Annotated in this window: 24 protein-coding genes and 2 tRNA genes; 14 read left to right on the plus strand and 12 right to left on the minus strand. The window is 56.7% G+C overall.

All coding sequences use genetic code 11. The annotated features are described in order from the left end of the window. Positions 1-106: 106 nt before the first annotated feature. Positions 107-610, plus strand: coding sequence for a DUF3145 domain-containing protein (locus tag EYR88_RS02125; RefSeq protein WP_131088091.1), 504 nt, complete (start codon positions 107-109; stop codon positions 608-610). A gap of 154 nt (positions 611-764) precedes the next feature. Here the strand turns inward: EYR88_RS02125 and EYR88_RS02130 are convergent, their stop codons facing one another. The 6 genes from EYR88_RS02130 to aceE form a co-directional block, all read right to left on the minus strand. Continuing rightward, positions 765-1,340, minus strand: a complete 576-nt coding sequence (locus tag EYR88_RS02130; protein ID WP_131088092.1) for a dihydrofolate reductase family protein — start codon at positions 1,338-1,340, stop codon at positions 765-767. Positions 1,341-1,549: 209 nt separating this feature from the next. Continuing rightward, positions 1,550-2,797, minus strand: coding sequence for a beta-ketoacyl-ACP synthase II (gene fabF / locus EYR88_RS02135; protein ID WP_131088093.1), 1,248 nt, complete (start codon positions 2,795-2,797; stop codon positions 1,550-1,552). 108 nt (positions 2,798-2,905) lie between these two features. After that, positions 2,906-3,151, minus strand: coding sequence for an acyl carrier protein (locus EYR88_RS02140; protein ID WP_131088094.1), 246 nt, complete (start codon positions 3,149-3,151; stop codon positions 2,906-2,908). 208 nt (positions 3,152-3,359) lie between these two features. Next, positions 3,360-4,283: an ACP S-malonyltransferase gene (locus EYR88_RS02145; RefSeq protein WP_131088095.1), complete on the minus strand. Its 924-nt coding sequence runs from the start codon at positions 4,281-4,283 to the stop codon at positions 3,360-3,362. Positions 4,284-4,473: 190 nt separating this feature from the next. After that, complete coding sequence (locus tag EYR88_RS02150) at positions 4,474-5,682, minus strand: helix-turn-helix domain-containing protein (RefSeq protein WP_131088096.1); 1,209 nt, start codon at positions 5,680-5,682, stop codon at positions 4,474-4,476. 159 nt (positions 5,683-5,841) lie between these two features. Next, positions 5,842-8,586 carry a pyruvate dehydrogenase (acetyl-transferring), homodimeric type gene (gene aceE, locus EYR88_RS02155; RefSeq protein ID WP_131088097.1) on the minus strand — a complete coding sequence of 915 codons (2,745 nt, stop codon included), beginning with the start codon at positions 8,584-8,586 and terminating at the stop codon, positions 5,842-5,844. Between the two features lie 404 nt (positions 8,587-8,990). Here aceE and EYR88_RS02160 point away from each other — a divergent pair, with 404 nt between their 5' ends. The 3 genes from EYR88_RS02160 to EYR88_RS02170 all read left to right on the plus strand — a co-directional run bounded on the left by EYR88_RS02160 (position 8,991) and on the right by EYR88_RS02170 (position 10,009). Then, a complete protein-coding gene (locus EYR88_RS02160) occupies positions 8,991-9,365 on the plus strand; it encodes a DUF3052 domain-containing protein (RefSeq protein WP_131089758.1) in 375 nt (124 codons plus the stop codon). Further along, a complete protein-coding gene (locus tag EYR88_RS02165) occupies positions 9,365-9,814 on the plus strand; it encodes a redoxin domain-containing protein (RefSeq protein ID WP_131088098.1) in 450 nt (149 codons plus the stop codon). The genes EYR88_RS02160 and EYR88_RS02165 overlap by 1 nt, the downstream gene beginning before the upstream one ends. 119 nt (positions 9,815-9,933) lie before the next feature. After that, a tRNA-Val gene (locus EYR88_RS02170) sits at positions 9,934-10,009 on the plus strand. A gap of 66 nt (positions 10,010-10,075) precedes the next feature. Here the strand turns inward: EYR88_RS02170 and EYR88_RS02175 are convergent. Next, the gene (locus EYR88_RS02175) at positions 10,076-10,546 is read right to left on the minus strand and encodes a hypothetical protein (protein WP_131088099.1); all 471 of its coding nucleotides are present in this window, start codon (positions 10,544-10,546) and stop codon (positions 10,076-10,078) included. A gap of 198 nt (positions 10,547-10,744) precedes the next feature. On the opposite strand from EYR88_RS02175, the gene EYR88_RS02180 reads away from it, so the two are divergent. Beyond that, positions 10,745-10,820 (plus strand) — tRNA-Val (locus EYR88_RS02180). A 91-nt stretch (positions 10,821-10,911) separates the two neighbouring features. Beyond that, on the plus strand, positions 10,912-11,520 hold the full coding sequence (locus EYR88_RS02185) for a class I SAM-dependent methyltransferase (RefSeq protein ID WP_131088100.1): 609 nt from the start codon (positions 10,912-10,914) through the stop codon (positions 11,518-11,520). Between the two features lie 49 nt (positions 11,521-11,569). Here the strand turns inward: EYR88_RS02185 and EYR88_RS02190 are convergent, their stop codons facing one another. After that, complete coding sequence (locus EYR88_RS02190; protein WP_131088101.1) at positions 11,570-12,805, minus strand: class I SAM-dependent methyltransferase; 1,236 nt, start codon at positions 12,803-12,805, stop codon at positions 11,570-11,572. A 202-nt stretch (positions 12,806-13,007) separates the two neighbouring features. Here EYR88_RS02190 and EYR88_RS02195 point away from each other — a divergent pair, with 202 nt between their 5' ends. After that, positions 13,008-13,202: a CsbD family protein gene (locus tag EYR88_RS02195; RefSeq protein ID WP_061952239.1), complete on the plus strand. Its 195-nt coding sequence runs from the start codon at positions 13,008-13,010 to the stop codon at positions 13,200-13,202. Between the two features lie 95 nt (positions 13,203-13,297). Here the strand turns inward: EYR88_RS02195 and EYR88_RS02200 are convergent, their stop codons facing one another. After that, positions 13,298-14,509, minus strand: coding sequence for a glycosyltransferase (locus tag EYR88_RS02200; RefSeq protein WP_131088102.1), 1,212 nt, complete (start codon positions 14,507-14,509; stop codon positions 13,298-13,300). 67 nt (positions 14,510-14,576) lie between these two features. Between EYR88_RS02200 and EYR88_RS02205 the strand changes: the two genes are divergently transcribed. From EYR88_RS02205 to EYR88_RS02215, 3 genes are all read left to right on the plus strand, one after another. Next, positions 14,577-15,230: a TetR/AcrR family transcriptional regulator C-terminal domain-containing protein gene (locus EYR88_RS02205; protein ID WP_131088103.1), complete on the plus strand. Its 654-nt coding sequence runs from the start codon at positions 14,577-14,579 to the stop codon at positions 15,228-15,230. Positions 15,231-15,324: 94 nt separating this feature from the next. Then, positions 15,325-16,494 (plus strand): acetylornithine deacetylase, encoded by a 1,170-nt coding sequence (gene argE / locus EYR88_RS02210; protein WP_242632434.1) that lies wholly within the window; start codon positions 15,325-15,327, stop codon positions 16,492-16,494. Next, positions 16,491-17,765: an MFS transporter gene (locus tag EYR88_RS02215; protein WP_131088104.1), complete on the plus strand. Its 1,275-nt coding sequence runs from the start codon at positions 16,491-16,493 to the stop codon at positions 17,763-17,765. Before argE ends, EYR88_RS02215 begins: the two co-directional genes overlap by 4 nt. A gap of 80 nt (positions 17,766-17,845) precedes the next feature. Here the strand turns inward: EYR88_RS02215 and EYR88_RS02220 are convergent, their stop codons facing one another. Together EYR88_RS02220 and EYR88_RS02225 are read right to left on the minus strand one after the other, a co-directional pair. After that, positions 17,846-18,535: a hemolysin III family protein gene (locus EYR88_RS02220; protein WP_131088105.1), complete on the minus strand. Its 690-nt coding sequence runs from the start codon at positions 18,533-18,535 to the stop codon at positions 17,846-17,848. Positions 18,536-18,722: 187 nt separating this feature from the next. After that, positions 18,723-18,983, minus strand: a complete 261-nt coding sequence (locus EYR88_RS02225; protein WP_131088106.1) for a GlsB/YeaQ/YmgE family stress response membrane protein — start codon at positions 18,981-18,983, stop codon at positions 18,723-18,725. A gap of 319 nt (positions 18,984-19,302) precedes the next feature. On the opposite strand from EYR88_RS02225, the gene EYR88_RS02230 reads away from it, so the two are divergent. Together EYR88_RS02230 and EYR88_RS02235 are read left to right on the plus strand one after the other, a co-directional pair. Next, positions 19,303-19,824, plus strand: coding sequence for a gluconokinase (locus tag EYR88_RS02230; RefSeq protein ID WP_131088107.1), 522 nt, complete (start codon positions 19,303-19,305; stop codon positions 19,822-19,824). Positions 19,825-19,871: 47 nt separating this feature from the next. Further along, positions 19,872-21,287: a GntP family permease gene (locus EYR88_RS02235; RefSeq protein ID WP_131088108.1), complete on the plus strand. Its 1,416-nt coding sequence runs from the start codon at positions 19,872-19,874 to the stop codon at positions 21,285-21,287. A 97-nt stretch (positions 21,288-21,384) separates the two neighbouring features. Here EYR88_RS02235 and EYR88_RS02240 read toward each other — a convergent pair whose 3' ends face one another. Next, positions 21,385-22,119 (minus strand): FCD domain-containing protein, encoded by a 735-nt coding sequence (locus EYR88_RS02240; protein WP_131088109.1) that lies wholly within the window; start codon positions 22,117-22,119, stop codon positions 21,385-21,387. 206 nt (positions 22,120-22,325) lie between these two features. On the opposite strand from EYR88_RS02240, the gene gndA reads away from it, so the two are divergent. Further along, on the plus strand, positions 22,326-23,765 hold the full coding sequence (gene gndA, locus EYR88_RS02245; protein WP_131088110.1) for an NADP-dependent phosphogluconate dehydrogenase: 1,440 nt from the start codon (positions 22,326-22,328) through the stop codon (positions 23,763-23,765). Between the two features lie 197 nt (positions 23,766-23,962). Continuing rightward, on the plus strand, positions 23,963-24,958 hold the full coding sequence (locus EYR88_RS02250; RefSeq protein WP_131088111.1) for a phosphodiester glycosidase family protein: 996 nt from the start codon (positions 23,963-23,965) through the stop codon (positions 24,956-24,958). Positions 24,959-24,960: the final 2 nt, after the last annotated feature.

The raw sequence follows: 24,960 nt of genomic DNA on the forward strand, positions 1-24,960 counted from the left end.
GTGGCGAAAAGTGCCCTTCATCGGGCAAAATAGAAGTATCGGCGGCAAAAGCACCTGTTCGATGTTGACGTAGGGGAAGACGATCAACACCGCAACGGAGGATGGCATGTCTGCACCGATGACCAGAGGCGTGATTTTTGTACATTCCGCCCCTGCAGCGCTGTGCCCACATCTGGAATGGGCAATTGGGTCTGTGCTTGGGACGCCAGTCAAGATGGACTGGACGGAACAGCAGGTAGCACCCGGTTTTTGTCGCGCCGAAATCCAGTGGGTAGGCCCTCAAGGTACCGGCGCTCTGCTCACCAGCGAAATGCATGGTTGGCAGCACCTACGCTTTGAAATCACCGAAGACCCGAGCCCCGGCGCCGATGGCAGCCGTTGGTCAGTCACCCCGGATCTGGGAATCTTCCATGCCACTATCGATGTTGCAGGCAACATCATGGTCAGCGAAGAGCGCATCCGTTGGGCCTATGAAAAGGGCGAAGGCAACCCTTCGATCTTCTACCAAGAGATGTCCGTGGCCCTAGGCGAAGCCTGGGACGAAGAACTCGAACCATTCCGCCATGCTGGGGACGAAGCTCCAGTTCGATGGCTCAACCAGGTGGTATAACAACTGGTTAATTAGTCTCTGGGTGAGTTTTCGACTGCATCCAGTTAAGCCCGGGTGGTGCGGGGTTGTTACCAAAAGAAGTAGGACCCAATACTAAATTGGGTCCTACTTCTGGCTTTTGCGCTAAATTTGCTCGCGCTAACTCCCGCAGCTCCTACCGAACAACATCAAATACGTTTTTCTGGACCCCGTTGGGGTAAGCCTGCGAGTCAACCAGCTTCAGCTTCTGTGCGTCCAAAGATTCCTGGCTAAAGAGCCGCTTGCCTTCGCCCAAGAGCACCGGGAACACCAAAAGGTTGTACCGGTCGATCAGGTGATGCTCCTGAAGCGAACGGACCAGCGTGGCTGAACCGTGAATGCTAATCGGCCCGCCCTCACCGGCACGCAAACGTGCAACATCAGCCACCGATCGCAAGATGGTGGTCTCACCCCAGTTCTGTATAAGATCCTTGTCATCAAGCGTGGTGGAAAGTACGTACTTGGGCATCGCGTTGTACAGCGGAAATTGGTCGTCCATGCTCGGCCACACCGGAGCAAATGCCTGGTAGCTGACTCGACCGAGCAGCATGGCGGTTGCCTCGCCCTGTTCGGCACCCTTGAGCTCGTAGGCGGCGGGATCGAACTCAACACTATTCATGCTCCAGCCCGTATTGCGGTAGTCAGCTTCACCGCCAGGGGCTTCAACAACACCGTCGAGGGAAATGAATGAAGTGGCGATCAGCTGACGCATAACGGTTGCTCCTTGGCTGGTAGTCAGTGTCGCGACGCGCAAAATGACCTGCAGGTTAGTTGCGCGGTCGCGAACGAAGAGAAATCAGGGTTAGGCAAAGGTTAGCACCTGAAATATCGGGGTGAGCCGGGACAAGAGAGCAAAAAATGGGCTGGCTCCGGAAATAAATTCCTGGAGCCAGCCCAAATGTGTTTAGCCGGAGAGAACTACTAGACGCTACGGATTGCTACAACGGCGTTGTGGCCACCGAACCCGAAGGAGTTGTTCAGTGCGACGATGGTGCCCTCGGCCCGAAGAGCCTGAGGAGCGCCGGTCACAACCTTCAGCGGGATCGCTGGATCCTGGTTGTCCAAGTTGATCGTCACCGGGGTGGTGCGGTGGTACACGGCCAGTGCGCAGAGCACGGACTCCACTGCACCGGAAGCACCGAGCAGGTGACCCATCTGGGACTTGGTTGCCGAAACCCAAACGTTTTCGAGCTGATCGCCCAATGCATTCTTCAAGGCGGTGTACTCTGGAGCGTCGCCCACCGGAGTGGAGGTGGCGTGTGCGTTTACGTGCACCACGTCCTCTGGCTGAATGCGGCCGTCGTACATCGCTGCCTTCAGCGCACGAGTTGCACCGGAACCCTCTGGATCCGGTGCGGTGATGTGGTGCGCGTCCGAGGTGACCGAGGAACCGGCAAGCTCGGCGTAGATGCGTGCGCCACGAGCCAGGGCGTGCTCTTCGGATTCGAGCACCAGTGCGCCGGCGCCTTCACCCATCACAAAGCCGTCACGGTCCACGTCGTACGGACGCGAAGCCTTGGTTGGATCGTCGTTGCGGCGCGAAAGTGCGTGCATGGAGGCAAAAGCAGCCATTGGCATTGGGTGGATGGCAGCTTCAGCGCCACCAACCATTACAACATCAGCCTTGCCGGAGCGGATCAGTTCCAGGCCAACGTGCATAGCCTCGGTACCCGAAGCGCAAGCCGACACGGGGGTGTGAGCTCCACCAGCGGCGCCCAGATCCAGCGAGACCGCTGCGGCTGGGCCGTTAGGCATCAGCATTGGTACGGTCATCGGCAGCACACGACGCGGGCCCTTTTCGCGCAGGGTGTCCCAAGCGTTGAGCAAGGTCCAGACGCCGCCGATGCCGGTAGCAAATGCCACGGCCAGCTTGTTCTGATCGATCTCTTCCTTGTTCAGGCCAGAGTCGGCCCATGCTTCACGCGAGGCGATGACAGCGAACTGGGTCGAAGGGTCCATGCGCTTGGTTTCGGGGCGGCTGAGGACCTCGGCTGGCTGTACGGAAGCACGCGCTGCGAAGGTGACCGGCAGGTCGTATTCCTTCACCCAATCATCCTCTAGGGTTGCGGCGCCGGAGACGCCCTTCAAAGCATTCTCCCAGAGGGTGGGGACGTCCCCGCCGATTGGGGTGGTGGCTCCGAGACCGGTGATCACTACTTTGCGCGCCATCATCAAACTCTCTACTGTGCGATTAAGAAATTTAGGGGGCCGGCTTTACGTACCGGCCGATGTGCACGGCGTACCCATGCAACGGTGGTGGCGATAAACGCCGAAGGCTTAGGCCTGTGCGCCGGCGATGAAGCTAACTGCGTCGCCTACGGTCTTCAGGTTCTTAACTTCTTCGTCCGGAATCTTAACGTCGAACTTCTCTTCGGCCTCTACGACGATGGTCATCATCGAGATCGAGTCGATGTCCAGGTCCTCGGTGAAGGACTTGTCCAGCTGGACGTCTGCTTCGTCCAGGCCGGTCTCGGAGTTGACGATTTCGGCGAGGCCCGCCAGGATTTCTTCGTTGCTAGCCATGGATGGCTCCTTTTCTTCAGTGACCGGAGGGCTCCGGTGTTCGTAGTGGCCGATCCGCTCCTGTTACCAGGATGCTTCACGAGCCGGTTTGCTAAAACCGTGGTGCATCAAATGCTCCGCAGTTTCATCGCTTTAAAGCTTAGGTCAGAGATGAGCCTGCCTGCCGCATCATTGCGGGTAAGGCGCACAAATCTTTGAGTTCGCGTAGCTAGTTGCTGGTGTGCTCGGCGATGAAGGCTTGGGCGGCCTCTAGATCAGCCGGGGTCTTCACCGCGAGAGTCTTTACACCCTTCAGGCCACGGCGGGCCAAGCCCACCAAGGTACCTGCAGGGGCTAATTCCAGCACGCCGGTCACGCCAGCTGCTGCCAGGGTCTCCATGCACAAATCCCAACGAACCGGGCGCGAAACCTGGGCGACCAAAGAATCCAAGTTGGCCGATCCATCGGCGACCGGCTGCCCGTCGAAGTTGGAGAGCAACGTGGAGGCTGGATCCTTTGGGGTGATGGTCCCGGCCAGTTCTGCCAAGGTGCCTACCGCTGGTTGCATGTGCGCGGTGTGGAATGCGCCGGCAACCTTGAGTGGGATCACGCGAGCCTTGACTGGTGGGTTTTCGCCCAGTGCTGCCAGCTGCTCTAGCGTGCCAGCGGCCACGATCTGTCCGCCACCATTGGCATTAGCCGGGGTGAGCCCAAAGCTCTCCAGTGCGGCCAGGACCTCGTCTGGATCTCCGCCAAGCACGGCGGCCATGCCGGTCGGGGTAGCCGCAGCAGCCTGCGCCATGGCGTTGGCGCGAACCTTCACAAAGTTCATCGCGTCGGCCTCATCAAGCGCACCGGCCAGAGCCGAAGCGGTGATCTCGCCAACCGAGTGACCGGCAACAATCACGCCCGCTGGCAGGCTGTCGCCAAACAGTGCACGAGCGGTCACCAAGCCGGCGGCCACAATCAGCGGCTGCGCGACGGCGGTGTCCTTGATGGTCTCTTCGTCGGAGACGGTGCCGTGGGCGGTGAGGTCGCGCTCGGTGATCTGACTCAGGGTAGCCAAGTGATCGGCTACGCCTTCAACTTCGAGCCATTCGGCGAGGAAACCTGGGGTCTGGGAGCCCTGTCCGGGGCAAACGATTGCTAACACTCTTACAGCTTTCCAAATTTTAGGAGCTTTTGGCGCTTCATTTGCACACCAAGCTCATGGGAAGTGTTTGTAGGAACTCTACAAAAGCTTATCTTATGGTCGAGCAAAGTTCCCAAGTAATGCGCCATACGCGCAGAAACTAGTGTTCTGCGTCTCGTAGGTTCTTTGGGTGAAGCCTACAAGTTGACGCCTACAAGTTAACTTCGTGAAGTCGGCCGTAGAGCAGGGCCGATTGCAGCACAAAGGCATCGCGAGGGACCAATGGGTCCCAGCCGGTGACTTCGGTGACACGCTTGAGCCGGTAGCGCACCGTATTGGCGTGTACAAAAAGTTCGCGAGCGGTGCCTTCCAAGGAGTGGCCCAGGGCCAGATAGCTGGAGAGCGTTTCGAGCAACCCATTGGAGGCCTGCTGCAAGGGCTGGTAGACCTGTTCGATCAGCGCGGTGCGGGCCAGCTCGTCGCCATTGGCTGCGCGTTCTGGCCACAAATCGTCGGTGCTCACCGGGTTGGGTGCCTGCGGCCAGGCGCGGGCTGCGGCATATCCGGCCACCGCGGCCACCGCGGCATGGTGCATCTCTTTGACTGCCGGGGCCAAGGGGGAGTAGACCAGTGGGCCGTGGCCAAAAAAGCGGGTGAAGCGGGAGAGATCGACGTCCTCAAAATTGGTGTCGGAGAGCATTAATACCGAGCGATCCCCGAGCACCCCGATTAATGAGTCCCGCGAGTAGCGGGTGGCCACCCGGCGCAGGGTGGCGACGAAAGTTGCTGAGTTGGAGGACGGGGTGGTGCCCACCAAAATGCGAATGTTTTTTTGTGACTTCCAGCCGATGGCGGCAATGCGCGAGGCCAGCGAGTCATGGGGTTCACCGTGCAGCACCGCGTCAACCACGTGCGCTTCCAGCCGGGAGTCCCAGGCACCACGGGTTTCGGCTGCCCGCGCGTAAACTTCCGCAGCGGCAAAGGCGACCTCTCGCGAGTAGCGCAGCACCGCTTCACGCAGCGCCCCTTGTTCGGCCTCGGTGGCAATATCTGGAACCTGGGATTCGACCACGTCCACGATGGTGCGCAGTAGACCCAGTGCTTTTTGCAGCGAGATCGAACGGGTCAGTTCAGTGGGGGCGGCACCAAAAACGTCGGTGACCACCCAGGCCGGCGAGGACGTGGGATCCTCATACCAAGAGACAAAGGTGGAGATTCCTTTTTGGGCGATCAGCCCCAGCGCGGCGCGTTCGTTGGGCTCCAGCGAGCGATACCACGGTAGCTGCTGATCCAGATATTTCAGCGCCGTGGTGGACAGAACCCCGATGTGGCTTTGGAGCCGTTTCAGCGTTTGGGCGCTGGGAGGCTGCTGGTGGCTGCTTCGGTTTTTCGACGCGGCGGCATCGAGTTCGGGACTCATACTTTAAGCTTAGTGACTTTTGTACAGGGATGTGAATGTGGCGGCGGATTTTTGGCTGAGGTGCTTAACCCCGGGATGTTAAAGCGGCCAGCCCCGCTACGAAGAAAATCGTAGCGGGGCTGGGAGAAACCCGGGCACTAGGTGCCACAAGTGCGAGACTTACGCGTCGCCACCTGCATTGCCGGACTTGCCGGCATTTGGGTTGTTCAGATCGTACTTGGCGTGCGCCTTCACTGCGGTGTCCGCAGGGATTTCGCCACGCTCAACCAGCGACTGCAAGGTCTGGACGACCAGCGAGTGAGCGTCGATCTTGAAGAAGCGACGAGCTGCTGCACGGGTGTCTGAGAAACCGAATCCGTCGGCGCCTAAGGTGTGGAATTCACCTGGGACGTACGGGCGGATCTGCTCAGGCACTGCGCGCATGTAGTCGGTGGTCGCGATGACTGGGCCCGGGGTGGACTCCAGCTTGCTGGTCACGTACGGGGTACGGCGAGCCTTGGAAGGATCGATGAGTACCTCGGCGTCGGCGTTCATGCCGTCGCGAGCCAGCTCGTTCCACGAGGTGACCGACCAAACATCGGCAGATACACCCCACTCGTCGGCCAGGATCTGCTGAGCTTCCAGGGCCCAAGGCACGGCCACGCCGGAGGCCAGCAGCTGTGCGCGTGGGCCGTCGGTGGTAGCTTCCTTGAGCAAGTGGATACCCTTGATGATGCCCTCGGTGTCAACGTTTTCCGGCTCAGCTGGCTGGCTGATTGGCTCGTTGTACACGGTCAGGTAGTACATCACGTTTGGATCCTGGTGGGTTCCGCCATACATACGATCCAGGCCGGAGCGCATGATGTGCCCGATCTCGTAACCGTAGGCAGGATCGTAGGTGATCACTGCTGGGTTGGTCGAGGCCAGGATTGGCGAGTGGCCATCGGCGTGCTGCAGGCCTTCACCGGTCAGGGTGGTGCGGCCGGCGGTAGCGCCGATGATGAAACCACGGGTCATCTGGTCGCCGGCAGCCCAGAACTGGTCACCGGTGCGCTGGAAGCCGAACATCGAGTAGAACACGTAGATCGGGATCAGCGGTTCGTCGTGGGTCGAGTAGCTGGTACCGGCAGCGGTGAATGCTGCGACGGCGCCGGCCTCGTTGATGCCCGGGTGGATCAGCTGGCCCTGAGGGGACTCCTTGTAGGCCAAGACGAGGTCGCGGTCTACGGATAGGTAGTTCTGACCTGCTGGGTTGTAGATCTTTGCGGTCGGGAAGAACGAGTCCATACCGAAGGTGCGCGATTCGTCGGGGACGATCGGCACAATGCGGTGACCAAATTCCTTGTCGCGCATCAGGTCCTTGAGCAAACGAACAAAGGCCATGGTGGTGGCTGCCTGCTGCTTGCCCGAGCCACGCTTGGCGATGGCGTAAGCCTTGTCGCCTGGCAGTGGAAGCTTAACCGAGGTCTCCTTGCGGCGGCTTGGTACCGCACCGCCCAGAGCCGAACGACGCTCCATCAGGTACTTGTACTCATCCGAGTCCTCGGATGGGCGGTAGTACGGTGGCGAGTACAGGTCGGCTTCGAGCTGCTCGTCGGTGATTGGGATGCGCAGGTGATCGCGGAAGCCCTTGAGGTCTTCCATGGTCAGCTTCTTCATCTGGTGGGTCGCGTTGCGAGCCTCGAAGTGCGAACCCAGACCGTAGCCCTTGACCGTCTTGGCCAGGATCACAGTTGGCTTGCCCTTGAACTCTACGGCTGCCTTATAGGCGGCGTAGACCTTGTGGTAGTCGTGGCCACCGCGCTTGAGGTTCCAGATCTCATCGTCACTCATGTCGGCAACCAATTCCTTGGTTTCCGGACGCTGACCGAAGAAGTGCTCACGCACGAAGGCGCCGGACTCAGCCTTGTAGGTCTGGTAGTCGCCATCTGGGGTCTGGTTCATGATGTCGACCAAGGCGTTGGACTTGTCGGCTTCGAGCAGTGCATCCCACTCGCGGCCCCAAGTTACCTTGATGACGTTCCAGCCGGCACCGCGGAAGAAGGCTTCAAGTTCCTGCATGATCTTGCCGTTACCGCGAACCGGGCCGTCAAGGCGTTGCAAGTTGCAGTTAATGACGAAGTTCAGGTTGTCCAACTTTTCGTTGGCTGCAAGCTGAAGGAAACCGCGGGATTCTGGCTCGTCCATTTCGCCGTCGCCAAGGAAGGCCCAGACCTGCTGGTCTGAGGTGTCCTTGATGCCACGGTTCTGCAGGTAGCGGTTCAGCTGTGCCTGGTAGATCGCGTTAGCTGGGCCAATACCCATGGACACGGTCGGGAATTCCCAGAAGTCTGGAAGCGAGCGTGGGTGTGGGTAGGAAGGTAGCGCGTGGCCTTCCTTGGAGTGTTCCTGACGGAAGCCGTCCATGTCTTCTTCGGACAAGCGGCCTTCGACGAAGGCACGAGCGTACATACCTGGGGAAGCGTGGCCCTGGAAGAACACCTGATCGCCGCCACCTGGGTGGTTCTTGCCGCGGAAGAAGTGGTTGAAGCCCACTTCGTACAGGGTGGCTGCACCAGCGTAGGTGGAGATGTGTCCGCCAACGCCGATTGCTGGGTTCTGAGCGCGGTGCACCATGATGGCGGCATTCCAACGCATAAATGCGCGGTAGCGGCGTTCGATGGCTTCGTCGCCCGGGAATTCTGGTTCCTGATCTACAGGAATAGTGTTCACGTAGTCGGTGGTGGTCACATGGGGCACGCCCACGGACTTGGCACCTGCACGCTGCAGCAGCGAGCGGATAATGAACTGAGCACGCTCGGTGCCCTGGGACTCTACGAGAGAGTCAAATGAGTCCATCCATTCCTGAGTTTCCTCAGGATCCTGATCTGAAAGCTGGTAAGTCAACCCGCTACGGATCTGGGAGATGTGTTCCTCTACAGCCACGGAAGCTCCTTGATTGAATTGCGGCTCCGCTACGTTGCAGTTTTGCACTGCGATGCAACGGTATTGGGACAACGGGTGCAGTAACACTGGAGTGATGTGCACTGTCGGTTCATATGCAACTCTAGTGTCAATTGCCGGTGCGTGGGGTCATGATTACGAGCGAAAATCCGCTTAAGTATGACTTTTAAAGTGACTTGAGCAATATCGTATAGGTGCTATTGCTCCAATGACCCTGTCGGTATGATGTGGACCACCGGATCGTGGGTTATATTTGTTCGGCGTGTTATTGCCTTAGCGCTTGAATGGAACGAGAAAACCGTGTTTCGTTGGTAGTAACGCTTTGCACCAGCAGGAGGAATGAAGTGAGCGACGCCGTATCGGCAAACTTGGAGTCCGCTAAAAAGATGGGCTTCGTAAATGACAACCTTATTCAGGAACTGGGTTACGACGATGACGTAGATTACGATCTGCGTGACTCGATCGAGGAACTGATTGGTTCAGAACTGCTCACCGAAGAGGATCATGACGTTGTCGACGCAGTTATCTTCTGGTGGCGCGATGGCGACGGAGATCTAGTTGACGCATTGATGGACGCGCTCAACTGCTTGGACGAAACCGGCATCGTTTGGTTGCTGACACCTAAGCAGGGCCGCGACGGACATGTGTCCCCAGCACTAATTCAGCAGGAGGCGCCTAGCGCTGGCCTGCATGTGACTACCAGTGAAGGTGTTTCGGAGGACTGGTCTGCAGTTCGCCTCGCCCCACGTAAGAAGAACTAATGATTCAAACAGGTTCGCGCCTGTTCGATTTCTCGCTATCAAATCAATATGGTGAGACGATTACCAGCACCGATCTGTCAAAGGGTCGTGTGCTGGTTGTCTTTTATCCTTGGGCATTTTCGCGAGTCTGCGGTTCAGAGCTGGCGGCACTTCAAGAAGAACAGCAATACTTCACCGATCACCAGGTGCGGGTGGTTGGCATTTCGGTCGACCATAAATTCACGCTGCGCAACTACGCTGAATCCCTTGGCATCCAGTTTGATCTGCTTGCTGACTTTTGGCCTCACGGTCAGGTGGCGTTGAAAGCGGGCGCCTTCGACGAAAATGTTGGCGTTGCCACTAGGGTCTCACTGTGGGTAGTTGACGGGATTGTGCAAGAAGTTTTCAGCAGTTCGATGACTGCACCTCGAAGTATGGATGACTACCAATCCGCTATTGAGGCCCGGTAACTCAGGGGAAATTGCATAGTGTGTGCCAGTTCACAAGAAATACCGGTCTCTCGATTTGCGAGAACCGAAATATCTATGTAAAGTTATTCCTCGTTGGCTTGCAAAAGCGAACATGGTTAGGGCCTTTAGCTCAGCTGGTAGAGCGTCACGTTTACACCGTGAATGTCATCGGTTCGATCCCGGTAGGGCCCACCAAATAAAAATCCTCGATCCACATGGATCGAGGATTTTTTGTTTCCACGCAGATTGTTCAGCTAGTGGCTACTGCTTGCTCAGGCGCATCGTAGTTGTTGTGCCCATGATCCCGGCCTCATAGGAAATCTCGCCGTTGATAAACGTGAACTTCTTGCTGTCGTCGCCCGAGGCCATAATTGCGCTATCCGTCGCCTTTTGATCACGCTGAGAAGTCCAGGTAAATGATTCGGCGCCAGCCTTCGGAGCCTTAAACGTGCCAACCCAGTAAATTGACTTTGTGTCTCCGTTGTTCGTCACCCAGTCAATGCTGATGACGTCCCCTTTGATGGTGGCCAGTTGGTAGGCGTCTTCGTCCATGGAATTTTTCTGTTTCCACTTTCCGCTGAGGTCTACAGGCTCTGCCTGCTGACCTTGCTGCGCGGTGCTGGATGTAGTTGTTGCACTTGTTGCACTTGGTGTGGAGGCCGGCGCCTGGCCGCCACAAGCGGACAGTGCAAAACATAGGGCGAGAGAGGCAACTGCCAGTGATCTTTTCATAGGGAAAGTATCGCCGAAGGTGCCGACAGTTTAGGGTCCGCCGTTAGTAGCCAAGGCAGCTTCCGGAGAGTGACGCTCGGCACTCTTTGCGAAAAATACCGTTCTCAATTTGCCAAGTCAGTTCGGCATGTACTAAATTATTTCTTGTTACAGAGAACGAATGAAGCAAAGAAATTTGCTTGGTTCTTCACTGTAGGAGGGCCTTTAGCTCAGCTGGTAGAGCGTCACGTTTACACCGTGAATGTCATCGGTTCGATCCCGGTAGGGCCCACCAACGAAAACCCGTTGTTTTTGATCGTCAAGATCGAAAACAACGGGTTTTTTCGTATGCCGTGACTGGTGCTCACTCGTGGCAAACTGGAGGCATGAGTGCCCCGGAAGAAAATCTTTGGCTTGCGACCCGTCGCGCCAATCCAGATCACGCGAAAAACTATGCGCAGCGCTGGCGAAACTTAGTGGCCGAAGGAAAAGACATTTTTGGCGAAGCCCGCGCCGTTGATGCGTTGGCACAACGCGGCAGTCGAATTCTTGATGCTGGGTGTGGAACCGGTCGGATCGCCGGTTGGCTCGCCGAACAAGGGCATAACGTCGTTGGTGTGGACCTTGACCCCGATCTGATCGAGGTAGCCCGTCAGGACTATCCCAACGCCACGTGGTATCTGGGTAATCTGGCGAGTTTTAGTCCCAAAGACATTACCTCAGGTCCGGTTGATTTTGATGTCATCGTTTGTGCAGGAAACGTTCTGACGTTCCTGTCCGAAGCCGAACGCTTGCCCGCCTTAAAACGCCTGGGTCAATTTCTTGCTCCCGACGGACGCTTGATTGTGGGATTCGGAGCCAACAGGGGGTACGACTTTGAGCAATTTGAAGCTGACGCACAGCGGGCCGATCTTCTGATTCAGCAACGCTACTCAACGTGGAACTTTCACGCGCCGGCCGATGATTTCCTCGTGGCTGTACTTGGCGCAAAGTAACGCTAGGTTGGCGAGCCTAAGATCTTGCTATACCGGGGATTGACTGCGCTTAGACCTTGACCTTCAGGCGCCACAAGGTGGTGATCTCCTTCGAACGAGCTGCGTGCAGGGGATCAGACTGATCATGGGCGCGGCCGTGTGTGGGACGTCCATCAATCTTCTCGACAACCCTCAGGCCAGCGTCGTCGATAGCGGCTAAGAGTAGTTCGCGGGTGCGCAGACCAAGCAGCTCGGCGAGGTCGGAGATGATGAGCCAGCCTTCACCGTCCTCGGTCAGGTGCTTAGGTAACCCGCGAAGGAACTGCAATAGCATCTTGCCGCCCGGATCGTAGATGGCAGCGTCGAGTGTGCTCGGAGCGCTGCCCGGTAACCACGGGGGATTGCAGATGATCAGCTCAGCCTGCCCGGCGGGGAACATGCTGGTTAATTCGGCGTGTGCGTCATCCTGCATACCCAAGCGGGCGAAGTTTTGATTGGCACAATCAACGGCTCGCTGATGGATATCCGTGGCCTTCACGGTCTTCACTCCCCGTGAGACCAACAGGGCAGCCAGCACTCCTGTCCCGGTGCCGATGTCGAAGGCGAGCTGCGCACCGTTAAGCGGAGCCTGGGCTACGAGCTGAACGTATTCTTGCCGGGTAGGCATAAAGGTGCCGTAGCGCGGATGGATGGTGGCCCCCAACGCGGGCACGTTGACACCGTTGAGGAACCATTGATGCGCGCTGAGCACCCCGGAGAGTTCTTGCAGGCTCACCACGGCTTGCGTGCCAGCAAAATCTTTGGCTTGTTCGTAGGTGAAGGTGATTGCTTCGGCTACCTGTGGGGAGCGCGCCAAACGTAGTTGTGCGGCATGCTCTGAATTCTCGAATGTCAGGGACACCAGGACCAAGGAGAGCATCCGGGAGCGGTGTGCACGAGCTTGACGGATGGCGTAGAACTTTTGACCAGCATCTTGTTCCTTCTTGGAGGACTTGCTGGTTTGGGTAGCGCTGAGCCGGCGGTCCATGGCCGAGATCAGTTGCTTGGCATTGTGATAGTCGCCCTGCCACAACATCGCGATTCCACGCGAAGCGTAACGCATCGCGGCGTCGGCGGTCAGTCGATCATCAACGAGGACTACCTTTTTGGGTGCCGGTCTATCGTTGGCCGAGAACCATGTGGCGCTGAAACTTTCCCCCTCGTGGTCCCACGAAATAGATGGTTCAAGAGCACTGGGTGCAGTACAGATGGCCGAACGCCCTGTCGTTTCGCGGTGCTCACCCGTTGGAGACCGCGCATGAGCCATGTGTTGCGTGGGCCGGTGTTAATAAGTCTACCGAGGATTGATCAGGGTGCGGTGCGCGAGGATCATACACTTCATTGGTGGATTCAGCAGGATTTGCGAGATCTTTCAGCTGGCCTCAAGTTGCTGACCAGCTGGCTACCGAAATTGGCATGTAACGTGGGTTTTGTTCGTTGTTCGATCGACTGCAAAAGGAGTACGACTTATGGGTTTAGGCGATAAGTTCAAGAACAAGGCTCAGGAAGCATCCGGCAAGGTCAAAGAATCTGTCGGCGATGCAACCAACAATGAGGATTTGCAGGCTGAAGGCGTGAAGGATCAGGCCGCAGCCAAGACGAAGCAGGCAGGTGAAGCTGTCAAGGACGCAGCTAAAGACGTCCGCGACGACTTCAATAAGTAGCAAGTAGTTCAATAAGGGCACTCACCATTTTGGTGGGTGCCCTTGTTGCGTTAAGTTGCTGTTGCGTACAGCTTCTGATGCGTTGAACTTCGTGATCAGTAGCGCTCCAAGAACCTTGCGACCTTCAGCGCACTGTCCTCTTCAGCTGCTAGTTTCGTTGAGATCAATCTGGCACCCTGAGCATAGTTCTCGTTGCTCTCGGCTTCATCGATGGCCTGGGCCAAGGAATTAACGGTCAAATTTTTATAGGCGATAGGGGCAACACCTGCGCCCAGACGGTGAAGCCGAGAAGCCCAAAACGGCTGGTCCGTGAAGATGGGTACCGGCACCGCTGGAACACCGGCGCGCAAACCGGCGGCAGTGGTGCCGGCCCCAGCATGGTGCACTACGGCAGCTACCTGGGGGAATAACCAATGATGCGGGACTGCGCCGACACCCAGAACGTTTGACTCGGAAAATTCTCCCGCGCCTTGGATGATGGTTCGTCGCCCGGTACGGCGGGCAACGTCGATAAGGAAGTCAGCTTCGAGTGCCTGTGTGCTTCCAAAACCTAGGAACACCGGTGGCTCACCTGCGCTGAGGAAATCACGCAGTGAGGCAGCTGCGCTCCACGATGGATCGGCCGCCGGCCACCAGTAGCCGCAATTGATAATGTTTTGGTGCCAATCAGCGGGGCGCGGCACCACGGTTGAACTGAAACCATTAAGAACTGGACTGCTAACCTTTCGGCGCAGACGTTCCGAGGCAGCACGGCTTCGCTTGGGCAATCCCAATTTTGCGCGAATGCGTGCGGTCGGTGCATCGTAGGGTGCCTTGGACGCGGAAATCAGTTGATGCAGCGCTTTGTTTCCTAGCTTTCCGAAACTGCGGGCCGTACCTAGCACCATAGGGGAGTAGTCCCCGCTGGGCTCGGACGGTTGCAAATGGGCGCTGATCGCCGGGATGCCCAGTGCCTCGGCGACATCAAAAGCGAAGGGCGCTACCGAATTGGCTAGGATCACCTCGGACCCGTGCTCGGCTGCCTTTAATGTTCCGGCAGCGGCTTGTTCGAAGTATGCGCCCAATTCTGCGAGGTATTTCCGCAGGTCTTTGGGACTGGTCTTTGTACCAGGAGGCGCAGGGTTGACCAGCGCGCTCATGTCACCTGGCAGCTCGCGGAAGGTGCAGCCCGCTGAGCTCACAAGTTCTTGGTAGGCAGGGTTAGCAGCGATCGATACATCTAAACCTTGCGCGGTCAGTGCCTGACCTAGACCTGCCATCGGAGCAACATCGCCACGGGTGCCTGGGGTGATCATCAGTACGCGCATGGTTCTCCTGTAAAGTTAATTGCGAACAGTGTTCGCGTTTAACTATACAGCCTCAGGAGTTCGCGCCATGGCCAAAAAATCACCGCAGAAAACCACCGGTCCCAAGCCCCGATACTCGCGCGAAAAAATTGTTGAGCTTGCCGTTGATCTTGCCGACGCACAGGGAATTGAGGCCGTTTCGCTCAGGGCGGTAGCATCGAGTCTCGGCACGGGTCCCGCCTCCCTCTACCGATATGTGAAGTCCTACGATCAGCTCACCGAACTAATGGTTGATCGGATCAGCGCCGAGTATGACTTTGATGCCTGCACTGGATCTGCAATTGAGCAGCTGGTGAACATCGCTCACCAGGGTCGGGGAATCATGCGGCGCCATCCATGGGTGCCATTGATCGTCCTACAAAAACAGGTGATGACCCACAACTCCATGGCATACCTCGAGCGAGGATTGCTGGCCTTAGCGGATACGGAACTGAGCGCCGCCGTTAAGCTGCACACCATCGCGATGCTGAACTCGCTGACCGCCGCGTTTGCGCTTAACGATCAGAAACAAGATGAGCAACAGGAAGCCTCGGCCGTGAACGAAGCATTGCAGACGGGGGCCTACCCGCAGTTGCTGAGAACACTGAGCGAGCTGAAGCAGCCCCTTGATCGGGACGATGCCTTTGAGCAGGGAATCCGCACCTACCTGCACGGCATCGGGGTCGGGGTCGGGAAATATTAACCCGCATAGCCTTAGAATGAAATCTTCTATGCATAGGTGACTTGGTATGACAGCATGAAACCAGTGTAATTATGCCAAGTACTTAGGAGTTGTTGTGGCTGCACCGTCCGAAGCAAGCATGAAAGAAATCCGCGAGCTGATTGCCGTGGACACCACCAGTCGCGACACAAACTTGCCGCTGATCGAAAACGTAGTGGAAAAACTTCAAGCCTACGGAGTTGAATCCTCGCTGATCCATAACAGCGAGGGTACCAAGGCCAATCTGCTGGCGACCATCCCGGCCCATGATGGAACGCGTACCGGCGGCATCGTGCTCTCCGGGCACACCGACGTTGTTCCGGTGGACGGGCAGAAGTGGAGCAGCGAACCATTTAACGCAGAAGTTCGCGGAGATAAGCTGTATGGTCGCGGGACCTGCGACATGAAGGGCTTCCTCGGGGTGATCCTAGCCAAACTGGACAAGCTGACCGAAGCGAAACTAGCCGAACCAATCCACCTTGCCCTCTCTTACGACGAAGAGGTTGGCTGTGTTGGTGCGGTGAGCCTGGTTGAAAAGATCGTCGCTGACAAGTTGGCGCCGCGTGGATGCTTTGTGGGGGAGCCATCAAGCATGCGGGCTATTCGCGGGCACAAGTCAATGAACGTCTTCAAGGTGCAGTTTAATGGCGTGGCGGCTCACTCGTCCTTGCCATCGGAAGGCGTTAACGCCATTTCCTATGCGCTTCGCTTTGCGAACTTTGTGGAGCAAGTTTCCGCTGAGCTGCGCACCAGCGGGCCGAGTGATGATGCGTTCATCGAACCGACCACCACCATGAACGTCAACAAGTTTGATGCCGGTATTGCCGTGAATACCATTCCATCCCAGGCAGTGGTGTTTTTCGAGTACCGTTCGCTGGCAGTGGTTGATCGTGAAGCGTTGACCAATCGTTTCCGTGAGGAAGCCACAAAGCTTGAAGCGCAGATGCAGAAGAAAAACCCTGCATGCTCGGTGAGCCTGGAACAGCAGGCCGGGGCGCCCGGGCTGAATACCGAACTAGATGAGGACATCGTCGCTTTTGCTGCAGCTTGTGGCGCGCACGCCACCGACGAGAAGGTTACCTACGGCACCGAGGCGGGACTATTCCAAGCCGCCGGGATTCCTACCGTGGTGTGTGGCCCTGGCGATATCGCTCAAGCGCACGCACCAGATGAGTACGTGTTGCTTGATCAGCTCGTGGAGTGTGAGGACTTCGTCGACTCCTTGATTGCACAGCTGAGCCGATGAGTGCCGGGACGCAGGTTACTGCCCAACAGGTAGCGATGGCCCGCAGGGCCGTGATCTCCAGTTCCATTGGAGCGGCGCTTGAATGGTTCGACATCATCGTTTATGCCACCTTCGCGACAACCATCGCGAAAGTCTTTTACCCGGATTCGGATCCGACCTTCGCGCTGATTCTTACCTTTGCCACGTTCGCGATTTCCTATGTGATCAGGCCACTGGGCGGAATGGTGCTGGGCAGCTACGCCGATCGTAGGGGTAGGAAAAAGGCGCTCACCCTGACCCTGGCCATGATGATGGTGGGCACGCTGATCATGGCGGTGGCCCCGCCCTATGAATCGGTAGGTGTCGCCGGTGCCTTGATCATTTTGCTTTCGCGACTGATTCAGGGGTTCTCCGCCGGTGGTGAATTTGGCACGGCGACCGCATTCTTGATTGAAACTGCGCCGCATAAGAAGGCGTACTATTCCTCGTGGCAGGTAGCCAGCCAGGGTGCATCCATGATGCTGGCCTCGGCCTTCGGCTATTTCCTGACCACGGGATTGAGCGCAGAAGCCTTGGAATCCTGGGGCTGGCGCGTGCCGTTCTTTGTCGGTTTGCTCATCGGTCCAGTGGGCTTGTACATTCGCGCTCGTCTGGAGGAGACCGAAGAATTCACTTCCTCCATCAAGGAGAAGTTCCCGCTGGGTACGCTGTTCAAGCAGCACTACGGTCGTTTGCTGGCCGGCGTTGGGGTGATTGGCGTAGCGACAATCTCCGTCTACCTGATCCTGTTTATGCCTACTTTTGCCGTGAATAACCTTGGGATTCCGGGAGACGCGGCGTTCTTAGGTGGGATCGCCGCGGGCGTTATTACCCTGTGCGGGGTGCCGCTGGTAGGTCACCTGGCGGATCGAATTGGTCCGGCACACGTGATGACCTATGCGGCCATCGCCGCCTTTGTCCTGGCGTATCCGATGTTCAAGCTCATGACTTCTAAGCCGAGCGTTCCGGTAATGGTGTTGGTGATCGCGCTGCTCGGCGTGATCATGTCCTTCTACTTCGGACCGCTGCCAGCGTTGCTCTCCAACCTATTCCCTGCGGCCATCCGTGGCTCGGGCCTTTCGGTGGCCTACAACGTGGGTGTCACGCTACTCGGCGGAATTGCTCCGCTGGTGTTGACCTGGTTGTTGAAGATCACTGGATCGTTGGATGCACCGAGTCTTTACTACATGGCGATTGCCGTGATTTCTTTGGTGGGACTGTTTGTGGTTCGTCGCCGTTACGGACAGCGCTAGATCAGCCGAGAAAGCGCAGTGGCCGCCAGCTTGAGAAAGCTGGCGGCCACTGCGCTTTTTTGTGTGTGTGTTGCTGATTTCTAGATGGCTACCAAAAGCACTGCGGTCCAATGGCAGAGGAACGCGACGATGGTGCATGCGTGGAAGAGTTCGTGGAAACCGAAGATTGTTGGCAGGGGATTAGGCCGTTTGGTTGCGTAGAACACCGCACCGACGGTGTAGGCCAGGCCACCGGCAAGAATCAATATCATGACTGCCGGATTTGTGGCCCAGAAGGTAGGTAGCTGCATCAGTGCGCCCCAGCCAAGCAAGATGTAGAGGCTGACGCCGACCCAGCGCGGGGCGGTAGGCCATACGGTCTTGATGACGATACCTGCCAAGGCGCCGCCCCAAATGATGGACAGAACAATGATTGCTTGTTTGGCTGGCAGCACAAGCGCGGCGACAGGTGTGTAGGTACCGGCGATCAGCAAGAAAATGTTTGCGTGGTCGGCTCGGCGGAACAGACCCATTACCTTATCGGTCCAGTTGCCACGGTGATAGAGCGCTGAAGTGCCAAAGAGCAGGATGGAGCACAGGGCAAATACTGCGCTGGTCCACTCGGCGAGGTCGCTGTCGGCAAGCACGATCAGAACCAGGTTCATGATGATGATTCCTGGTGTTGACCATGCATGAATCAGGCCGCGCCAACGAGTTCTTTCGGTACCGATAGACAGAAATTTCTTTGGTGCTCGAACTTCTGCCTCTGGGGTCATGGGATCAATGGCCATGGGCGTCCTTAACGTCGTGCTCGGGGAGTAATCCCCAGTTCTTGAAGTCTACGACAAATATCTGTTGTGAACCTGTGCTGAGAAGCGAACGCAGGACATACAAAAGCCCGCCGGTTGCCACTGTAAAATTAGCGGCAGCCGGCGGGCTTGTTGCTTAGTGCGAGGGACTAAAACCCGATGATACGAGCTATGCTCGCCTCTTGGTGATGAATCCCCAAATGACCAATACGATCAAGGCGCCACCAATGGCTAGGATCCAGCTCCACAGGGAGAAGAATCCGCCGACACCCTTATCGAAGAGGGCACTGCCGATCCAACCGCCGAGTAGTGCGCCGACGACACCTAGCAGCAGGGTTGCGATCCAGCCGCCACCTTGCTTGCCTGGCAGGATTGCCTTTGCGATAGCGCCTGCAATCAAGCCCAAAACTATCCATCCAATGAATCCCATGATTCGCTCCAATGGTCAGAACTTGCAGCGGCCGGGTTTGACCACTCATTCGCGACAATACATGGCATTGAGCTGGGCTTCCAGAGTTGCCACGATGAAATTCATACTTTTCACACAGGAGTTTCGACTAGTGGTTGAAGGTCGTGAAGGTTTCATCACCTAAACAACATCTGACCTGTTCTTTAAAGGAAAATGTTACTTCGCGCACTTGAAGTGGTTGACAGCACCCGATTGCGCTCTTAGTCTTGTTAAATCAGATTTTATCCAACCAAATATTCCTTAAGTCTGATATTAGGTTTGCACACAACGGAGTGAAAACATGAGTGAACTGGTCCCGCCCATTGTTGTTATGGGTGTTTCGGGTAGCGGCAAGTCGACCATTGGTCAGATGCTGGCGGATGCATTGCACCGCGAGTTTATTGACGGCGACAGCTTGCACCCAGATGCCAACAGGCAAAAAATGGCGGCAGGTCAAGCACTAAATGACCAAGACCGCGAGCCATGGTTGCGAGTTATCGGGCAGAAACTTGCCGACGGTACTGCACAGGGCGAACCTCTGGTCATCGCATGCTCCGCGCTCAAGCGCGACTACCGCGATTTGATCCGTAGTCTTGAACCAGCAACTCTGTTTGTGCACCTTGCAGGCGTTCCTAATCTGATTCGTGATCGAATGAACGCACGCTCCCACGAATACATGCCAACTTCGCTGCTCGACAGTCAGCTGGCCACTCTGGAACAGCCAGAGGCAGATGAAGCTGTGCTCACTGCAAACATCTCTAACTCTCCCGAAGACATCGTGCGTCAGCTCGTCGCTGACCTCGCCGTAGTCAACCACGCCTAATCCATCTGCCAGATGCTGGCATGGATAACCATTGATCAAGGACGACAATGACAACTGAGCTCGAAATGAATTGGACGCTGGGTACCACCGGCCTCCTTGCACTGGCGGTGGCTGCAGTAGCCCTGCTGCTGGTGCTTATTATCCGCTTTAGAGTCCACGCATTTGTGGCTCTGGTGCTAACAAGCCTTATTACAGCCATTGCAGCTGGTATTCCAGCAGGCTCAGTCATCACCACACTAACCGGCGGTTTTGGTTCAACCTTGGCCAGCGTGGCCTTGCTGGTTGGCCTTGGCGCAATGCTCGGTCGCATGCTGGAAACCAGTGGCGGCGCAGAGGTGATGACCAACTGGTTGATCTCCAAGTTCGGTGAGAAGCGGGCGCCACTGGCGTTGTCCGTAGCTTCACTGCTCTTCGGTTTCCCAATCTTCTTTGATGCTGGCCTTGTGGTCATGCTGCCAATTATCTTCACCGTCGCACGTCGCCTTGGCGGCTCGGTACTGTACTACGCGATCCCTGCAGCTACCGCCTTCTCGGTGATGCACGTCTTCGTACCACCACACCCAGGTCCGGTGGCGGCCTCGGGTCTGCTTGAAGCAAATGTAGGACTCGTTTTGGTCTTGGGTCTGCTTGTTGCGGTTCCTACCTGGTTCTTCGCCGGTCACCTGTTCGGTAAGTTCGTTGGCAAGAAGTTCGACATTCCTGTTCCAAATATCTTGGATGCCGCTCTGGGCAATGGCTCAAACAAGGATGCTTTCAAGTCCTCGCCTTCAGTAGGCACCGTCTTTAGCCTTCTGCTACTTCCACTGATCCTGATCTTCTTGAACACCGGATTGAACATGCTCGGCAGCGCCGGCGTTGTTGATCCAAAGGCTTCATGGGTTACCTGGTTGCGTCTGTTCGGTGAAACCCCAGTAGCTCTGCTGATCACCGTGCTGTTGGGCATGGTTCTGCTTGGCTTCCGCAAGGGCAAGGACAAGACCCTTATCGAAACCGTGGTCGACTCCGCATTGGGCCCAGTATGCTCGATCATCTTGATCACCGGTGCCGGTGGCATGTTCGGTGGCGTACTGCGTGCCAGCGGTATTGGTAACGCTATCGCCAATTCGTTGCAGGCTATTGGTCTGCCACTGATCATCGCGGGCTTCCTGATCGCTGCCATCGTTCGACTGGCTCAGGGTTCGGCCACCGTGGCACTGACCACCGCCGCTGCCATCGTTCAGCCAGCAGTGTTGGCAGATAGCTCGTTGAGCGCCTTCCAGATCGCCACCATGGTTCTGGCTCTGGCTGCCGGTTCGGTCTTCGCCGGACACGTCAACGACTCGGGCTTCTGGTTGGTCTCGCGCTTCTTGAACATGGACGTATCCACCACCCTGCGTGTTTGGACCGTTGGCCAGGCACTGGTTTCCGTGGTTGGTTTCGTCTTCGTGATGGTGCTTTACGGTATTGCTACCGCAGTGGCGTAGTTACTGTTACTAGTAACCACAAAAAATCCTTCCTCTCTAACAATCGTTAGAGAGGAAGGATTTTTTACTATCTAAAACAAGATTTTGGAGCTCGTGCTTAGCGTGTTTCCTTGGGTGGATCAACGAATATGCGCGCTTGGCCCTCCCATAAGCTGCAGATCTCGTTATGTGTACGACGCATAATGCTTTCCATATTCTTGCGTGCACTGGCGGAGTCAGAGTTGGAGATGGCATCAGATACCGATTGGTGCCAGAGCAGCGCTTCTTCGTGCGGGCGTTCGGGCATGAGCCCAAGCTCTGTGCGACCGCGCAGGATTGCACCAATAGGGGTGGCAAGGTTGGCAAACATCTCATTGCCGGAGGCTGCAAGGACTAGGGAGTGGAACCGGATATCCAGTTCCAAGAATTTGTGCAGGTCACCTTGGCGACCGTAGTGACTCATCTGGGCTGAAACCATCATGAGCTCTTTGCGCATTGCCTCGGGGGCAACCTCGGCAGCCAGTTCGGCGGCCATGGGCTCTACTGAGATGCGAAGCTCGGTCAATGAGCGAAGTTGTGTACCTTTTTGATCGCTCGCTAAACGCCAGCGGATGACATGGGAGTCGTACGGATTCCAGAATTCAGCGCCCAGAACACGAATGCCGACTCGTTTGGTGCTGGTCACTAAGCCCGATTGAGCTAGTACACGAATGGCCTCACGAATCACCGATCGGGAGACTTGGAGTTTTTCCTCGAGTTCAGCGGCCAGCAGAATCGATCCGCGGGGGATTTGTCCGCCCACGATGCGCGAGCCGAGGTGCTCGACCACATGAGCGTGCAGACTAGTTGACATACCGTTAGTTTAGCCAAGGACTAGTCTCATACCTTGATACGCGCTGTAGTTCGGTGGGATAAATATGTTTTAACATCCGCTATGAGCTGTGAAACGTAGGGTATTGGCGAGTAGGATATAGAGGTCACGTGGTCGTGATTCAGGGGCCACTTTAATTGGTCTCTGTTTACGGCACACCTCCCCGTAATTGATGGAGACTTATTTTTATGCCTGCACAGATTGGTGTCACAGGTCTGGCCGTTATGGGCGCGAACCTTGCCCGTAACTTCGCCCGCAACGGATACACTGTAGCCCTGCACAACCGCTCGGTCGGTAAGACCGATGCACTGCTTGAGGCGCACGGCGATGAAGGTGACTTCATCCGCACCGAGAGCCTAGAAGAACTGGTTGCGAACCTCGAAACCCCGCGTCGCGTCTTGATCATGGTCAAGGCTGGCGGCCCAGTAGACTCGGTCATCGACCAGCTTGTTCCTTTGCTTGATGAGGGTGACATCGTCATTGACGCTGGTAACTCGCACTACTCCGACACTCGTCGCCGCGAAGCTGCGTTGAACGAGAAAGGCCTGCACTTTGTAGGCGTTGGCGTTTCCGGTGGCGAAGAGGGCGCACTGCTCGGCCCATCGATCATGCCAGGTGGTTCCGAAGAGTCCTACAAGGCTCTGGGCCCAATGCTAGAAAAGATCGCCGCTAAGGCTGACGATGGCACTCCTTGCTGCGCATGGATCTCCACTGACGGTGCTGGTCACTTCGTCAAGATGGTGCACAACGGCATCGAGTACGCCGACATGCAGGTTATCGGCGAAGCTTACGACCTACTGCGCAACGCTGCAGGTATCGAGCCAGCAAAGCAGGCCGAAATCTTCAACGAGTGGAACCAGGGCGAACTCTCTAGCTTCCTCATTGAAATCACCGCAGAAGTTTTGGGTCACACCGATGCTTCCACCGGCAAGCCACTGATCGACGTCATCCAGGACTCCGCTGGCCAGAAGGGCACCGGTCGTTGGACCGTACAGTCCGGCCTGGACATGGGATCGCCAGTTTCGGCTATCGCCGAGTCGGTCTTCGCTCGTTCACTATCTTCCCAGCGCGATATCCGCGCCGTGGGCCAGAAGGTTCTGGGCGCAGCAACCTCTGAGGTTACCCTGCCTGAGAACTTCGTTGAGGACGTGCGTCAGGCACTGTTCGCTTCGAAGCTGGTTTCCTACGCACAGGGCATCGATATGCTCACCTCGGCTGCCGGCGAATACAACTGGACGCTGAAGCTGGACGAGATCGCTGGCCTGTGGCGCGAAGGTTGCATCATCCGTGCAGCCCTGCTCAAGGACATCACCGCTGCCTACGCAGCCGATGAGAAGCCTGCGAACCTCTTGTTCGCACCTGCATTCGCTGAAGCGATCACCAAGGCTGTTCCAGCTTGGCGTCGTGTTGTAGCTGTTGCAGTTCAGCTGGGTATCCCAGCACCGCTCTTCTCCTCGTCGTTGGCTTACTACGATGGTCTGCGCAGCGAGCGTCTGCCAGCAGCCCTGACCCAGGGTCTGCGCGACTTCTTCGGTGCACACACCTACCGCCGTACCGACAAGGAAGGCACCTTCCACACCTTGTGGAGCGGTGACCGTTCCGAGATCGCAGCTGAGGACACTCACTAGAGTTTTCACAGCTAAAACCGGCCTTCTTTCTAAGGAATTCCTTAGGAAGAAGGCCGGTTTTTTCTTAATAGGAGCCGCGTCACAGAAGTTCTTTTTGCCCGAATTTATCGGGATTTATCTGGCATGAATTCTCATTCATGGAAAACACCTAAGTAGATCGAGATCTGCTGACAGGTAGCGTCTATATAAATTTTCACATGACGAATTCACCTGAAACGCAAAACACCAGATCCCAGCAGTTAGCCACCGAAAAAGCATCCAAGAGTAAAAAGCCATCACGTCGGACGGTGCTTATTGGCTCGCTCGCCGTTCTAGCTGGCGCAGGTGGCGGAGCCGGCTGGGCATTGGACCGCTTCGTTGTTGAGCACGTCGAGCAAACAGGGGTTACTAGTGCCGCAGCGGCGACTGCCAGCACCGCCTCTGACACGGCAGCCAAAATTACCGATACCAGCTACACCTCAGATCTTGCCAAAATCAATATCGCTAAGACCGTCACGGGCAGCGGCAACAGCCAAGTCACCTACTTCGCAGCCGATCTGAATCTCAAAGACGGCACCGTACTGGCCTCCGCTTTTGCAAAAGACAGCTTCGGCGAAAACATCACCGAAACCACCAGCGCCATAGCCGAGAACAACTCCGCAATCTTTGCAATCAACGGCGACTATTACGGTTTCAGGGACACCGGCATCATCATCCGCAACGGAGTCGCCTACCGTGACAAGGGGGCCCGTGAGGGACTGGCGTTCTACAAGGACGGCAGCGTCAAGGCGTACGACGAGACCAGCACCGATGCAGACACCCTAGTTTCAGAAGGCGTATGGCAAACAGTGTCGTTCGGGCCGACGGTAGTGAAAAACTCCAAGCAGGTTGACGGCATCGACGACGTTGAGGTCGATACCAATTTTGGTAACCACTCCATCCAGGGCCAGCAACCGCGCACCGCGATCGGCATCATCGATGATAATCACTACGTCTTTGTTGTGGTCGATGGTCGCTCAGAAGGATATAGCGTCGGGGTGACCATGCCGGAGCTCGCCCAAATCATGCTGGATCTTGGCTGCAAAACCGCCTACAACATTGACGGTGGCGGTTCTTCGACCATGTACTTCAACGGCAAGCTGGTCAATAATCCGCTGGGCCGCAACCAAGAACGTGGAACCTCCGACATTCTGTTCATCGCAGGACAGGGGTAAGA

It is taken from the genome of Arthrobacter sp. S41 (assembly GCF_004320535.1).
GTDB lineage: Bacteria > Actinomycetota > Actinomycetes > Actinomycetales > Micrococcaceae > Glutamicibacter.